General features: G+C 65.1%; 11 protein-coding genes and 4 pseudogenes. 11 read left to right on the plus strand and 4 right to left on the minus strand.

Annotated elements, in window-relative coordinates:
- Positions 1-7: 7 nt before the first annotated feature.
- Entirely contained in the window at positions 8-343 is a 336-nt protein-coding gene (locus E6W36_RS08405) for a response regulator (RefSeq protein ID WP_425459707.1), read from the minus strand.
- A 56-nt stretch (positions 344-399) separates the two neighbouring features.
- Positions 400-633 carry an STAS domain-containing protein gene (locus E6W36_RS08410; protein WP_222872298.1) on the minus strand — a complete coding sequence of 78 codons (234 nt, stop codon included), beginning with the start codon at positions 631-633 and terminating at the stop codon, positions 400-402.
- 936 nt (positions 634-1,569) lie between these two features.
- Here E6W36_RS08410 and E6W36_RS08415 point away from each other — a divergent pair.
- From E6W36_RS08415 to phoB, 8 genes and pseudogenes are all read left to right on the plus strand, one after another.
- Positions 1,570-2,481 carry a sensor histidine kinase gene (locus E6W36_RS08415; RefSeq protein ID WP_222872299.1) on the plus strand — a complete coding sequence of 304 codons (912 nt, stop codon included), beginning with the start codon at positions 1,570-1,572 and terminating at the stop codon, positions 2,479-2,481.
- A 405-nt stretch (positions 2,482-2,886) separates the two neighbouring features.
- Entirely contained in the window at positions 2,887-3,069 is a 183-nt protein-coding gene (locus E6W36_RS21965; protein WP_342776862.1) for a substrate-binding domain-containing protein, read from the plus strand.
- A 35-nt stretch (positions 3,070-3,104) separates the two neighbouring features.
- A complete protein-coding gene (locus E6W36_RS21970; protein WP_342776625.1) occupies positions 3,105-3,740 on the plus strand; it encodes a substrate-binding domain-containing protein in 636 nt (211 codons plus the stop codon).
- A gap of 3 nt (positions 3,741-3,743) precedes the next feature.
- Positions 3,744-5,063, plus strand: coding sequence for a phosphate ABC transporter permease subunit PstC (pstC, locus tag E6W36_RS08425; RefSeq protein ID WP_246047444.1), 1,320 nt, complete (start codon positions 3,744-3,746; stop codon positions 5,061-5,063).
- Between the two features lie 126 nt (positions 5,064-5,189).
- A pseudogene (gene pstA / locus E6W36_RS08430) lies at positions 5,190-6,460 on the plus strand (phosphate ABC transporter permease PstA).
- Positions 6,461-6,474: 14 nt separating this feature from the next.
- On the plus strand, positions 6,475-7,245 hold the full coding sequence (gene pstB / locus E6W36_RS08435; RefSeq protein WP_222874441.1) for a phosphate ABC transporter ATP-binding protein PstB: 771 nt from the start codon (positions 6,475-6,477) through the stop codon (positions 7,243-7,245).
- 188 nt (positions 7,246-7,433) lie between these two features.
- Complete coding sequence (phoU, locus tag E6W36_RS08440; protein ID WP_222872300.1) at positions 7,434-8,153, plus strand: phosphate signaling complex protein PhoU; 720 nt, start codon at positions 7,434-7,436, stop codon at positions 8,151-8,153.
- A gap of 7 nt (positions 8,154-8,160) precedes the next feature.
- A pseudogene (gene phoB / locus E6W36_RS08445) lies at positions 8,161-8,885 on the plus strand (phosphate regulon transcriptional regulator PhoB).
- 316 nt (positions 8,886-9,201) lie between these two features.
- On the opposite strand, the gene E6W36_RS08450 reads toward phoB, so the two are convergent.
- Both E6W36_RS08450 and thrS read right to left on the minus strand, forming a co-directional pair.
- Positions 9,202-9,618, minus strand: coding sequence for a pyridoxamine 5'-phosphate oxidase family protein (locus E6W36_RS08450; protein WP_342776626.1), 417 nt, complete (start codon positions 9,616-9,618; stop codon positions 9,202-9,204).
- Between the two features lie 452 nt (positions 9,619-10,070).
- Positions 10,071-12,070, minus strand: a pseudogene (gene thrS, locus E6W36_RS08455) (threonine--tRNA ligase).
- Between the two features lie 235 nt (positions 12,071-12,305).
- Between thrS and E6W36_RS08460 the strand changes: the two are divergent.
- The 3 genes and pseudogenes from E6W36_RS08460 to E6W36_RS08470 all read left to right on the plus strand — a co-directional run.
- A complete protein-coding gene (locus E6W36_RS08460; protein WP_222872301.1) occupies positions 12,306-13,385 on the plus strand; it encodes a YjgN family protein in 1,080 nt (359 codons plus the stop codon).
- Positions 13,369-13,986 (plus strand): DUF7092 domain-containing protein, encoded by a 618-nt coding sequence (locus E6W36_RS08465; protein WP_425459723.1) that lies wholly within the window; start codon positions 13,369-13,371, stop codon positions 13,984-13,986. The genes E6W36_RS08460 and E6W36_RS08465 overlap by 17 nt, the downstream gene beginning before the upstream one ends.
- 16 nt (positions 13,987-14,002) lie before the next feature.
- Positions 14,003-14,464, plus strand: a pseudogene (locus E6W36_RS08470) (M48 family metallopeptidase); the annotation flags it as partial.
- Positions 14,465-14,505: the final 41 nt, after the last annotated feature.

A 14,505-nucleotide genomic window follows, 5' to 3' on the forward strand; every position in this document is an offset into this window, starting at 1 on the left:
ACGACTTTCAGCAACTTGTCCGGCTGGAACGGCTTGACGATCCAGCCGGTGCCGCCGCGCGGCCCTTCTGCTTCACGTCTTCTCCGGCTTCGGTGGTCAGGATCAACACGGGCAGCGCGCGCAGACGTGCGTCGGCCCGAATGCCCTTCACCAGGTCGATGCCGTTCATGCCCGGCATGTTGACGTCGGTGATCACGAGATCAACCGTGTTGCCGGCCAGGACCTGCAACGCACCGTTGCCATCCTCCGCCAGAAGGACTTTGAATCCTGCCTCGGCAAGCGTGAAATTGATCATGTCGCGCATGGTTTTCGAGTCGTCGACTGCAAGAATTGTCTTGTTCATTATTTATTGACTCCCGGAAATGAGGCCGTTGTTGAGGCCAATTTCTTCGATTGCTCTCAGAAACGGCGCCGAAGCGCTTTCGACAAAGATTTTGGCGTTTCTTTTTGCGCATCTTTGGACGCAGCAAGAAGAACTTGAATGCAAGGTGTCGTTAGCGAGCGGACGCCGCTTGCATCGATGGCGATCGCCGAGCTTTCATTGATGGCATCGACCAGTGAGCTTCTGAGATCCGCGGCGCAGGCGAGATCCAGGGTATCCGGCAAACGTATCCGCACAAGGCCCACACTCATGGCAGCCCTCACATCGTGGCAGTGTAATTCTCTTTGCTGGGACGCATGACTTCGCGGCCTTTACGCGGCTGCGGCTGAAACTCTTGCGCTCATTGTGTTACGGGGTTGTGTCTAAAATTTAGTTAACGGAGCCGTAAAGTGTTTCCGGGATTGTTGGCTCGGCGTACGGTTGCGCGCGACCTGCAAGAGAAGGTATTGCCCCGGGTTGTAAAGGCCCGGCGTGTCGGGCGGTACTTGTTACGCATGCAGCATCGAAATCCGCTGAAATCAGCAACAGTCACACGGGAATTTTGCAGGCTTTTGTGAATTTTCTGCATCGCGCTGGCGTGCCCTCCAGTCCTCGGGTATCACTTGCAGCATACCCCATACCTCTCGCAGGTTGATTTCATTGATGCGCAACTTTCACGCTCTGCGCTTGTTCAAGGCCCGTAAGGCGCTCGGACTGTTGCCGAGCGCCCGGCGCGCGAAGCTGTTTCGCGCCTGACATGTTGCGCCAGGGTATTGGATCCGCGGACTTCTTGTCGCTACGGCGTTCGCCGTGGTTGCCGGGCTGGCCATCTCCATCCCCGCTGCAGCGCTGACCCTGTTCGCCAGCATGTTCGCGCTGGCGATCGCCTCGGCGCCGACGCGCAAACCCAGCGTCCTGCGGCGCTCGACTCCGAGGCGGATGTCGTGGCTGAGGCCAGGGAGAAGGCATCGATGCCGCCGCCGTGATCGGCGGGCTGGCGGAACCGCTGTTCATCGTGTCGCACAGCCTGGAGATTCTGGCGTGCAACAAGGCAGCACATGATCTGTTCGGCCCGACCCTGGTGGGGAGGCGATCACGGTGTTCCTGCGCCATCCCGGCGCGGTGGAGGCGATCCGCGAGTCGGTTCGGCTTGAGACGGCGCAGGAACAGGAACTGCACCTGCTCTCCCCATCGAGCGATCCTATGCCTTGCGGGTTGCGCCGCTCGGCGACGACAGTCAGCGCTACATCATCAGCCTGCGCGACATCACCGCCCTGCGCCTGGCGGAGCGGATGCGCGTCGATTTCGTTGCCAACGCCAGTCACGAGCTGCGCACGCCGCTTTCGACCGTGATGGGCTTCATCGAGACCCTGCAAGGGGCAGCCGCAGACGATTCGGCCGCCCGGGTGCGCTTTCTGGACATCATGGGCCAGGAGGCGGATCGCATGTCGCGCCTGATCGACGACCTGCTCTCGCTCTCGCGCGTGGAGCTGGACAACCAGGCACCGCCTTCCACGCCGATCGAGCTGGCGCCGGTGCTGGCCGACGTCGGCAAGACCCTGGCCGTCCGGCTGGGTGCCGACGCGCGCAGCCTCAAGGTTTCCGTGCCGCCGGACCTGCCGATGGTGCTCGCGGATCGCGACCAGATTCTGCAGGTCGTGCATAATCTGGTGTCGAACTCGATCAAGTACGGGCGCGCCGGCACGCCGATCGAAATCGAGGCGGATGTCGCGCCGGCAGCAGAAGACGGCGGCGCAGACGTCATCCGCGTGAGCGTGCGCGACAAGGGAGAGGGCATTGCGCCGGAGCACCTGCCGCGCCTGACCGAGCGCTTTACCGGATCGACAACGCGCGGTCGCGGCGACTGGGCGGGACCGGGCTCGGGCTGGCGATCGTCAAGCACATTCTCGAGCGGCATCAGGGAACGCTCGGTATTTCCAGTACTCTTGGCGTTGGCACCACCGTCACTTTCACCCTGCCGATCAGTGAAGCCGGGGGCATTTCCACTTCCCGGGCTGCATTGTCATAAATACGCAGCAAAGCTGTCATATTCGTGCCTGTACGTGTTCAGTTTCGTTAACCAAGGATGGCCGCTCACATCGAACCCCGCTAGACATTGATTGAAAAGGGCCTGATTCACGCCTTTGCTTGAGGCACTTTGACACAAGTGCCTCAATCTCAGTCGGAAAGGCTCTAGTGTCGCAGCGCAGGAGCGGCGTGGCCGCCGGTGGCGACAGCGACCAGGCCGTTGACAGCCTGCGGGTTTCATCCGCAGCCAGTGCATCATTCGACCGGCGTAAAGAGCCGGGAAAACAGGAGATCGGCATGACGAGAAGTTTGTTCCAACGGGCCCTGCTGGGCGCAGCGGCGATCCTCGCGTTTGGCGCGCCAGCGCAGGCGCGCGATGAAATCCGCGTCGTCGGATCGTCGACCGTCTACCCGTTCACGACGGCAGTGGCCGAGCAGTTCGCGAAGAAAACCCGAAGTTCAAGCCGATCGTCGAGTCGACAGGCACCGGCGGCGGCCTGCAGATTTTCTGCAGCGGCCTTGGCGACAAGTTCCCGGACATCACCAACGCCTCGCGGCGGATCAAGAAGTCTGAAGTCGAGCTCTGCGCCAAGAACGGCGTCGGGCCGATCGTGGAAATTCAGGTCGGGCTCGATGGCATCGCCCTGGCGCAGGCAAAACCGCCAAGGCGATCGCGCTAAGCCGCAAGGACATCTTCCTGGCGCTTGCCGAGACTTTGCCGGACGGCAAGAAGAACAGCGCCAAGGTCTGGAAGGACGTGAACCCGGCACTGCCCGCCGCCAAGATCGAAGTCATGGGGCCGCCACCGACCTCCGGCACGCGCGATGCGTTCAACGAACTGGTGATGGAAGCCGGCTGCATAGCGGCGGACGCCAAGATGGAAGCCCTGAAGAAGAGCGACGAGAAAGCCTTCAAGGCGCGTTGCACCAAGCTGCGCGAGGATGGGGCCTACATCGAGACCGGCGAGAACGACAACCTGATCGTGCAGAAGCTGGTCGCCAACCCGGCCGCGCTCGGCATCTTCGGCTACAGCTATCTCGAGGAGAACCTCGACAAGATCAAGGATGTCAACCTGGACGGCGTGCCGGCGACCTACGCCAACATCTCCAGCTTCAAATATCCAGCGTCGCGTCCGCTCTACATCTACGTCAAGGCGCGGCAGGCGAGCCAGCCGACCCAGCTTGGCGCGTCGATCAAGGCCTATCTTGCGGAGTATGCCAAGGAGAGCACCTGGGGACCGAAAGGATACCTCGCCAAGCGCGGGCTGGTGGCGGCGCCCGAGAGCGTGCGCAAGCAAGCGGCCGCCGCGGCCCTAAAGCTGACCCCGCTCAACCCCGCGGCGATCAAATAGCCGATGTCGAGCGGCCTGGCGTTCCTGTTGGTTCTAGCTCTGGCGGCGGCGGCCTACACCGCCGCCCATCGCCGGGCCATGGCGTTCCCGCGCGTCGACAAACGCCAGACCGCACACTCGCGCCCCGGCTATCATGGCTGGCAGACCGCGCTGGCGGCGCTCGCGCCGGCGCTGCTGCTCTTGCTGGTCTGGAACGTGGCTGGGCCCGGCGTCATCGAGGCCATGACCGTCAACGTCCTGGACGACCAGACGGTACCGGCCGAACCCGAGGCCCGGCGCGTCTTCCTCGATGAGGTGCGCGGGCTGGCGACCGGCGCCATCGCCGACAGCTACGACGAAAACGCCAAGGCGGCCGCCGCCGCCTACAAGCACTGGAACGACCAGGCGGGCACGCTGGTCGGCGCGGCGGCGCTGGCCGTCGGGCTTCTGGGCGCGCTGGCCAGCCTGCTGACCCTCAAACCGCACAGCCGCACGCGCAACCGGGTCGAGCGGCTGATGATGGCGCTGCTGGTGGCGGCATCCACTGTCGCGATCGTCACGACCCTGGGGATCGTGCTGTCGCTGCTGTTCGAGTCGTTGCGGTTCTTCAATAAAATTCCGCTGCTCGATTTTCTGCTCGGCACCAAGTGGAGCCCGCAGACCGCCCTGCGTGCGGACCAGGTGGGTTCATCGGGTGCATTCGGCGCAATCCCGCTGTTCTGGGGCACGATCTTCATCGCCCTGATCGCCATGGTGGTCGCCGTGCCGATCGGCCTGTTCTCCGCCGTCTACCTGACCCAGTATGCGACCCCGACCCTGCGGCGCTGGATGAAGCCGATGCTGGAGGTGCTCGCTGGCGTGCCAACCGTGGTCTACGGCTATTTCGCAGCGCTGACCTTGGCGCCGGCGGTGCGCCAGTTCGCCGAGTGCCGGCATCGCCGGCGCATCCTCGGAAAGCGCGCTTGCGGCTGGACTGGTCATGGGGTGATGATCATCCCGTTCATGTCCTCGATGGCCGACGACGCACTGACCGCGGTGCCGCAGGCGATGAAGGACGGTTCGCTCGCCATGGGCGCGACGCTGTCCGAGACCATCCGCAAGGTGCTGATGCCTGCCGCACTGCCCGGCATCGTCGGCGGGTTCCTGCTGGCGGTGTCCCGCGCCATCGGCGAGACCATGATCGTGGTGATGGCGGCGGGGCTGGCCGCCAACCTGACCGCCAACCCGTTCGCCTCGGTCACGACCGTCACGGCGCAGATCGTGCAGTTGCTGACCGGCGACCAGGAATTCGATTCCCCAAGACCCTCTCCGCGTTCGCGCTGGGGCTGGTGCTGTTCGTCGTGACCCTGCTGCTGAACGTCTATGCCTTGCGCGTGGTGAAGAAATACCGGGAGGCCTATGACTAGCGCGACCCTCGCCATGGCCGCATCGCCCGTGACTGCGCAGCCGACCGACTGGAGCGGCGTGGCCATGCAGAAGCGCATCGCCGCGCGGTATCGCGCCGAGCGCCGGTTCCGCATGCTGGGGCTGGTCTCGCTGATCCTTGCGGGCTCGTTTCTGCTGTTCTTGCTGACATCGGTCGTCTCCAAGGGCTGGACCGGGTTCCTCACCACCGAAATCCGTGTCGAAGTGACCTTCGATGAGGAGAGCCTGGGCATTACCCGCGCCGACCTGAACGGCCCGGACCGCGCCGACGTGCTGGCCCGCGCCGACACCGGCCTCCTGCCCTCGAACGGTCTGGAAAAGCAGTTCCCCGAGCTGACCACGGACGAGGACAAGATTGCGCTCAGCGAGCTGCTCAGCTCGGCGGCGGCGATCAAGGTCGGCAATGCGCTGAAGGACAATCCAGACCTTATCGGCCAGACCCGGCCCATGTGGCTGACTGCGTCAACCCTGGTCGACCAGTTGATGAAGGGCAAGGTCGACCGCGGCGCTGCGGATGAGAACCGGCGGATCAGCGAGCAGCAGATCGCCTGGGCCGACAAGCTCAAGCAGGCCGGTGCCATTCGCACCGTGTTCAACACGCGGTTCCTGACCGGCGGCGACTCGACGGAGGCCGAACAGGCAGCGGTCGGCGGCGGGACGGTCGGCTCGCTGCTGACCCTGATCGTGACCCTGCTGCTCTCCTTCCCGATCGGTGTGTGCGCGGCGGTCTATCTCGAGGAGTTCGCGCCGAAGAACCGGCTGACCGACTTCATCGAGGTCAACATCAACAATCTGGCCGCTGTGCCGTCGATCATCTTCGGTCTGCTGGGCCTGGCGATCTTTCTCCATTCTTCGGCCTGCCGCGCTCGTCGCCGCTGGTCGGCGGCATGACCCTGGCGCTGATGACCCTGCCGGTGATCGTGATCGCGTCGCGGGTGTCGATCAAGGCGGTGCCGCCCTCGATCCGCGACGCCGCGCGCGGGCTTGGCGCTTCGCCGCTGCAGGTCGTGTTCCACCATGTCCTGCCGCTGGCGCTGCCCGGCATCCTGACCGGCACCATCATCGGCATGGCGCGGGCGCTCGGCGAGACAGCGCCGCTGCTGATGATCGGCATGCGCGCTTTCGTGGTGGACGTGCCGAACAGCTTTTCCGAGGCAGCGACCGTGCTGCCGGTGCAGGTGTTCCTGTGGTCGGACGAGGTGTCGCGCGGCTTCGTCGAGAAGACGTCGGCGGCCATCATGGTGCTGCTGGCGTTTCTGCTGATGATGAATGGCGTGGCGATCTATCTGCGTAACCGTTTTGAAGTCCGCTGGTGAGTGACGAGGCGACGATGGCGACCAATCCACAACCGAAAATGACCGCGCGCAACGTCAATGTGCACTATGGCGAGAAGCACGCGATCAAGGACGTCAACATCGATGTGCGCGCCGACGAGGTCACCGCCTTCATCGGGCCGTCCGGCTGCGGCAAGTCGACGTTCCTGCGCTGCCTCAACCGCATGAACGACACGGTCGCGTCCGCGCGGGTCACCGGCGAGATCGCGCTCGACGGCGAGAACATCTACGACAAATCAATGGACGTCGTGCAGCTGCGCGCCCGCGTCGGCATGGTGTTCCAGAAGCCGAACCCGTTCCCGAAGTCGATCTACGAGAACGTCGCCTATGGCCCACGCCTGCACGGCCTGGCCTCCAACCGCGCGGACATGGACCAGGTGGTCGAAAACAGCCTGCGCCGCGCCGGCTTGTGGGAGGAAGTGAAGGACCGGCTGCAGGACCCCGGCACCGCCTTGTCCGGCGGCCAGCAGCAGCGCCTGTGTATCGCCCGCGTCATCGCCGTGGAGCCCGAGGTCGTGCTGATGGACGAGCCGTGTTCGGCGCTCGACCCGATCGCAACGGCCAAGATCGAGGAACTGATCGGCGCGCTGCGCGGGCGCTACGCGATCGTGATCGTCACCCACAACATGCAGCAGGCTGCACGAGTCAGCCAGAAGACCGCCTTTTTCCACCTGGGCAATCTGGTCGAATATGGCGCGACAAGCGAAATCTTCACCAACCCGCGCCAGGAGAAGACCAAGGACTACATCACAGGGCGCTACGGCTAAAGCATCTCCCCTTTAATGCGACCCAGGATCGGGATCGCGCGCATTGTCGCATTCAAGGGGAAACGATGCTTTAGATTTAAATATCGATAGAGCAACTTTGGACTTTAAATCCGTTATGAGCATGCCATTAGACTGGTACGGATCTAAAGTCCGTTGCTCTGAGCGGAGCGCCGCACGAGGACGCCGCCATGGTACAGACGCACACGGTCAAGTCGTTCGACGAGGAACTGCGCAGCCTGCGCGCCCTGGTCTCGCAGATGGGTGGTCTGGCGGAATACCAGATCCGCATGGCGCTCGATGCGCTGATGGACCGCGACATCGACGGCGCCGCCAAAGTCGTGACGGCCGACGCGCAGATTGATGCGCTGGAGCAGGAGGCCGAGCGATTGGCCGTGGAGATCATCGCGCTGCGCCACCCGCTGGCCGACGACCTGCGCGAAGTGATCTCGGCGCTGAAAATCTCCGCAGCACTCGAGCGGGTCGGCGACTACGCCAAGAACATCGCCAAGCGTTCGACCGTGCTCTCGCAGGCGCGGCACATCCAGCCGCTGGCGATCGTGCCGGAGATCGGCCGGATCGTCGCCCAGATGCTGAAGGATGCCCTCGACGCCTACGGCTCGCGCGACACCGCCAAGGCGCTGAAGGTCCGCGATCGCGACATGGATGTGGACGACCTCTACAACAGCCTGTTCCGGTCGCTGCTGACCTACATGATGGAAAACCCGCAGGCGATCACGCCGTCGACGCACCTGATGTTCGTGGCGAAGAACCTGGAGCGGATCGGCGACCTCTCCACCAACATGGCCGAGATCGTGTATTACAACGTGACCGGCGAGCGCATGGCCGGCGACCGACCGAAGCACGACGACACCGCGTTCGCGCAAGCACCGGACGCCAGCCGTGAGTGAGGGGCGCATGAAGCCGAAGATCCTGCTGGTCGAGGATGACATCCATCTGACCGAGCTTGTCACCTACAACCTCGAGCGCGACGGCTGCGAGGTGATCCACGCCGGCGACGGCGAGGAGGCGCTGGTGCTGGCGCAGGAACAGCGCCCGGACCTGGTGATCCTCGACTGGATGATCCCGCATCTCTCCGGCATCGAGGTGTGCCGCCGGCTGCGCCGCCAGCCGACCACCGCCAACCTGCCGATCCTGATGCTGACCGCGCGCACGGAAGAAGCCGACCGGGTGCGCGGACTCGACACTGGGGCCGATGATTACATCACCAAGCCGTTCAGCCCGCGCGAGCTGAATGCGCGCATCAAGGCGGTGCTGCGCCGCCTGCGCCCGGCGCTGTTCGGCGCCAGCCTCAGCTACGCCGGCATCGAGCTGGACATCGGTGCGCACAAGGTGGTGCGCGAGGGCTATCCCGTGCAGCTCGGGCCGACCGAATACCGGCTGCTGCGCCACTTCATGGAGCACCCGGGCCGGGTGTTCTCGCGCGAACAGCTGCTGGACGCGGTCTGGGGCATGACGTCTATGTCGAACTGCGCACCGTCGACGTGCACATCCGCCGGCTGCGCAAGGCGCTGAACGTCGGCGACCTACCGGATCTCATCCGCACCGTGCGCTCGGCCGGCTATGCGCTTGATGTCGACGCGCCGGTCGGCAAGGCGGAGCGCAACCTCAGCCTCGCCTAGACCCTTCCCGTTTTGCTAGACCCTTCCCGTTTTGATTGAATCACTTTTGCGCGGCAATCAAAACGGACAAGAAGGGTCTACGCAAAAGTGAGAACCTTTCTTAGCGCTTTCGCTTGAGCCACTTAGAGCGATTTCCAATCGGATGGAGTCATCCGATGGTTAAGAAATCGCGGTAAAACAAAAGTATAGTGCGGCGATCTGATTCTATCAGATCGAAAACCGCTCTAAACACAAGTGCCTCAATCTCAGTCGGAAAGCCTCTAGGGTGGTGGAGGGGCAGTGGATGCTCAGCGTGGCCGATCAGTCGTAGCAGCGCTCAGGCCAGGCCCTTCAGACGGGCGTTCTCGGCGCGCAGGGCCTCGAGCTCCTCAAGCACAGGCGCAAGCGCTGTCTCAACCTGCGCCTTGGTGTAGCGCGGGGTGATGTGCTGCGGGCAGTTCCAGTCGAACGCCTCCAGCGTTATCAGGATCGCCCGCTCGGCGCGCGCACCTTTGGGCAGGGTGGCGAGCCGGGCCAGCACGGGAGCCGCCTCATCGAGATCCAGCGTGCGGGCGCGGCCGAGGATTTTCAGCCGTCTCTGGTTCGGATAGTCGACCAGGATCAGCGCCACCCGGTCCTCGGTCTGGACGTTGCCGACCGACACATACTGCCGGTTGCCGCGATAGTCCGGGAAGGCCAGCGTTTTCTCGTCCAGCGCCTGCAGGAAGCCCGCCGGGCCGCCCCGGTGCTGCACATAGGGCCAGCCACTCGACGAGACGCTTGCCAGGTAAAACTGTCGCGCGCGGCGATGAACGCCGCCTCACCCTCGCTGAAGCGGTCGTTGGCCGAGGCGTCCGGGTGCGCGAACCGGGCGTAGGCACCGCGCGATCCATGCGCTTCCTGCTGCGCCTGGACCTCCGGCGTGAACATCAATTCGGCGAAACGGTGTGTCATGCGGCTCTCCTCATGGAGCGGCGCTGTAGCAGAAACGCTGCGCGGAAAACAGTTCTGTTTACCCGCTGGGGCGAAACGCAGCGTTTCGCGGGACGCCCTTTCGCCGCCCCAGACCTTGATCGTTTCAGATCGGGGCGGAAACTCCCTCCCCTTCAGGGGAGGGACGGGGTGGGGCCTGCCGGGCCACGTGTCCAAAATCCCTCCCCAACCCCTTCAGGGAGGGGCTTGCTTCAACCTCAACCGATCAGGCTGCTAAGCATCCGGCCGCAGGTCCGGCGGGGTCGCCTCAAGGGTCAGCAGGGCGATCGCCGCGTCGAGCGGCATGACCTTCTGGGTGTCCTCCGCGCCGAGCTGACGCACGGCGACAGTGCCGTCGTCCGCCTCGCGCTTGCCGACCACCAGCAGGTAGGGGACTTTGGCAAGCATGTGCTCGCGCACCTTGGCGTTGATCTTGGCGTTGGCGGTGTCGGCCTCGGCGCGCAGGCCCGCGCGGGCCAGCCGGGCCACGATGTCGCGCGCATAGTCGTCCGCATCGGAGACGATGGTCGCGACCACCGCCTGCACCGGGGCCAGCCACAGCGGGAACTTGCCGGCGTGGTGCTCGATCAGGATGCCAAGGAAGCGCTCGAAGCTGCCCAGAATCGCCCGGTGCAGCATGATCGGCCGGTGCTTCTGGCCGTCCTCGCCGATGTAGGTTGCGTCTAGCCGCTCCGGCAGCACGGTGTCGGTCTGGATGGTGCCGACCTGCCAGGTGCGGCCAATGGCGTCGGTCAGGTGGAACTCGAGCTTGGGGCGTAGAACGCGCCTTCGCCTGGCAGCTCCTCCCAGCCATAGTCGGCTGTGGCGCGCCCGGTCGCGGCGACGGCGTCGCGCAGCGACTGCTCCGACCAGTCCCACATTTCGTCGGACCCGAAGCGTTTCTCCGGGCGCAGCGCCAGCTTGATCGCATAGTTGGGGAAGCCGAGGTCGCGATAGACCGTGTCCAGCAGATCGATGAACCGGCTCACTTCCTCCACCAGCTGGTCCGCGCGGCAGAAGATGTGCGCATCGTCCTGGGTGAACTGGCGCACGCGCATCAGCCCGTGCAGCGCGCCGTGCGGTTCGTTGCGGTGGCAGCAGCCGAACTCGGCCATGCGGATCGGCAGGTCGCGGTAGGATTTGATGCCCTGGCGGAAGATCAGCACGTGCGCCGGGCAGTTCATGGGCTTGAGCGCCATGAGGTCCGCCGCGCCGGAAAAATCGCCGCATCGTCATCGGTGGACGGGATTTCGTCCGGCACCACGAACATGTTCTCGCGGTACTTGCCCCAGTGGCCGGACTGTTCCCACTGGCGGGCGTCCATGAGCTGCGGGGTCTTCACCTCCCTGTAGGCGCCGGCGTCCAGGCGGCGGCGCATGTACGCCTCCAGCACGCGCCAGACGATGAAGCCCTTGGGGTGCCAGAACACCGAGCCTTGTGCTTCCGACTGCAGGTGGAACAGGTCCATCTCCGCGCCCAGCCGGCGGTGGTCCCGCTTTTCCGCTTCCTCCAGCCGGGTCAGGTAGGCGGCCAGATCCTGGCCGTGTGGAATGCCGCGCCGTAGATGCGGCTCAGCATGGCGTTTCTGGAATCGCCGCGCCAGTAGGCGCCGGCCACCTTCATCAGCTTGAAGGCGTCCGGGTTCAGTCTGCCGACTGAGGGCAGGTGCGGACCGCGGCACAGGTCGTGCCACTGGCCCTGCCGGTAGATGGTGATCGGCTCGCCCGGCTTGATGATGTCGTCGATGATCTGCGCCTTGTAGTGCTCGCCGATCGCGCGGAAGTGTTCGATAGCGGCCTCGCGTTCCCAGACCTCGCGGGTGATCGGCGCGTCGCGGGCGATGATCTCGCGCATTTTCGCCTCGATGGCCGGCAGGTCGTCCTCGGTGAACGGTCCTCTGCCGTGCGGCGCGAAGTCGTAGTAGAAGCCGTCATCGATCGCCGGGCCGATGGTGACCTGGGTGCCGGGGAAAAGCTCCTGCACGGCCTCGGCCAGCACGTGGGCGAAGTCGTGGCGGATCAGCTCCAGCGATGCGGCGTCCTTGGCGGTGACCAGCGCCAGGGTCGCATCCCCTCGAACGGGCGGGTCAGGTCCCAGTCCTGCCCGTTCACAACGGCCGCCAGCGCCGCCTTGGCCAGCCCCGGCCCGATGGCGGCGGCGACATCGCCCGGTGTGCTGCCCGCCGGCATCGTGCGCACCGATCCGTCCGGCAGGGTGATCTTCAAGTCGGCCATCGCCCGTCTCCTGTGTTGCGGCGCACAGTAGAAACGACGCAAGGCGAGTCAAGCGCCGGGCACTCTCCTGCGCCGTCGCCCCGTACTGGACACGGGGCTTGGCGGCCGGGGTATCACGCAATGCCCGTGTCCGGCACGGGTGACGGCGAGGCGGAGCACACCTCACCCGCACAACCATTGACTCCGCCTGCGCCTGTGCGAGTATCGCCGGACATAAACACACGCGGGGGCGTCGATGGACATGCAGGCAAGCGGCGAGCGCCGCGAACGGCCGGATTTCAGCGGCCGGATGGGTGATTTCTTCGTCATGCAGCTGGTCAACCTGGCGCTTACGGTGGTGACGCTGGGCATCTACCGGTTCTGGGCGGTCACGCGGATACGCCGCTACCTGTGGAGCCACACCTCGGTGCAGGGCGCGCCGCTGGAATGGGCCGGCACCGGCATGGAGCTGTTCAAGGGCTTCCTGATCCTGATCGTCCTGTTCGGCATTCCAATGAGCGCCTTGTCCTTCTGGCTGCAGAGTCTGCTCCTGAAGGGGCAGTGGCAGCTTGCGATCGCCGTCTACATCCTGCTGCTGGTCGGCGTGCTGTATCTGAGCGGCGTCGCGATCTTCCGCATGGTCCGCTACCGGCTCAACCGCACCTACTGGCAGGGCGTGCGCGGCGGCAGCGACGATGGCGGCTGGACCTTCGGTCTTGGCTATCTCGCCCGCAGCTTCACCGTGCTGCTCAGCTTCACCCTCACCGTGCCCTGGCTGACCGCCTGGGGCTGGAACGCCCTGTTCGCGAAGATGAGCTTCGGCAGCCTGTCGTTTGAAGGGGATGCACGCTGGAGGGCGCTGTTCGGGAAGTACCTTGCGGCGATCTTTCTTGCCGTAGTGTTCGTGGTCGCGGTCGTCTTGATCATCGTGTTCGGGGCAGGGGCGCTCGGTGGCGGTCCGCCGGATCCGGCGAAAGCGGCACCGCTGATTGTTTCGGCCACTCTTCTGATTTACATCGGCTTGCCGCTGATCATGCTGCGCTATGCCGCCTACCTGCACCGGCATCTGGTCGGGCACCTGAGCCTTGGCCCGGTATGCTTCGCGTTCGACGCCACGACCCTGGACTGGCTGAAATACTACCTCTTCAATGTGGCGCTTGTGGTGTTCACGCTGGGGCTTGGCCTGCTTTTGTGGCCCTACCGGCACTGGCAGTTCTACACCAGCCACCTGACCGTCATCGGCGACTTGAGCGCTCTCGAGATCGAACAGTCCGGCACTGCAACACTCCGGCAGGGCGAGGGGCTGGCCGACGCCTTCGATATCGGCGCGATCTGATGCGGCTGGCGCGCGCCCGGCGACCCTTTACGACGGCCGGGTCGCCCGTGCGCAGCCAGTGTGGGTGCATATTGCCAACGGCGCGGTGGAACTGGACACCGGCGACACCGTGGAGGTTGTGCCGCTCGCCGAGCTCACGGTCGCGCCGGACCCGAAGCAGATCGCTTATCGGCACAGAGACCGCGACGGCTGGCGTCTGATCTTCCCGGAGCCCCTGCCCGACGCCTGGGCCAGCCAGATGCCGGCACACGAGACCTGGCGCACGCATCTTGACCGCATCGGCCTTGGCCCGGCGCTGGCCATGGGTGGTGCAGGCATCGCGGTGCTGGTGCTGATCTGGGCCACCTTCATCGATCTGGTGCTGGCAGTGGTGCCGCCGTCCGCCTTCGCGGAGCTTGGCGATCAGATGGTCGCGCAGCTGGAACAGGGCAGCAGCCGGTGCGCGGGGGCGACTGGGCAGCGCGCGCTCGATGCCCTGGCAGGTCGGATGTTCGAACTGGATCGCTTCGCCGAGCCGGTTTCCAGCATCACGGTGCTCGACAGCCCGGTCGAGAATGCGCTGGCGGCGCCCGGCGGTCACGTGGTGATTTTTCGGGGTTGATCGAAAAGCGGAGTCGCCCGATGCACTGGCCGGCGTGCTGGCGCACGAGCTGGCGCATGTCGAGCAGCGGCACGCGACGCGCGGCGTGGTGCGCGGGCTGGGGCTGGGGCTGATCGCGCAGGCGTTCGGCGGCGACATCGGCGCGATTACGCAGGGCTTTCTGCAGCTCGCCTACGGCCGCAACGCCGAGCGCGCGGCGGACCGGGAGGCGCTGGCAGCGCTCGCTCGCATCGACGCCTCGCCGGCACCGCTCGCCGCCTTCTTCGGTCGTCTGTCAAAGCCGGAAGACAAGCTGGATTCACGGCTGCGCGCCCTGCTCACCTATGTCTCCACCCACCCGGACCCGGGCGACCGGCAGGCGGACATCCGCGCGGCCGTCGACACCACACGCCGCTATGTCCCCGCTCTGAGCGCGACCCAGTGGCAGGCGGTCAGGGTCATGTGCGTGCAGAGCGCAAATGAAACCTGGCGCGGATAATGTTCCTTCCCCACAGGGAGGGGACCACCCTTCAGGGTGGT

Origin of the sequence: Hankyongella ginsenosidimutans (assembly GCF_005144965.1) — a bacterium.
Taxonomy (GTDB): Bacteria; Pseudomonadota; Alphaproteobacteria; order Sphingomonadales; family Sphingomonadaceae; genus Hankyongella; species Hankyongella ginsenosidimutans.

Coding starts and splice junctions, on each gene's coding strand:
- E6W36_RS08405 (WP_425459707.1), bottom strand. CDS start 343: ATGAACAAGACAATTCTTGCAGTCGACGACTCGAAAACCATGCGCGAC.
- E6W36_RS08410 (WP_222872298.1), bottom strand. CDS start 633: ATGAGTGTGGGCCTTGTGCGGATACGTTTGCCGGATACCCTGGATCTC.
- pstC (WP_246047444.1), top strand. CDS start 3,744: ATGTCGAGCGGCCTGGCGTTCCTGTTGGTTCTAGCTCTGGCGGCGGCG.
- pstB (WP_222874441.1), top strand. CDS start 6,475: ATGGCGACCAATCCACAACCGAAAATGACCGCGCGCAACGTCAATGTG.
- phoU (WP_222872300.1), top strand. CDS start 7,434: ATGGTACAGACGCACACGGTCAAGTCGTTCGACGAGGAACTGCGCAGC.
- E6W36_RS08460 (WP_222872301.1), top strand. CDS start 12,306: ATGGACATGCAGGCAAGCGGCGAGCGCCGCGAACGGCCGGATTTCAGC.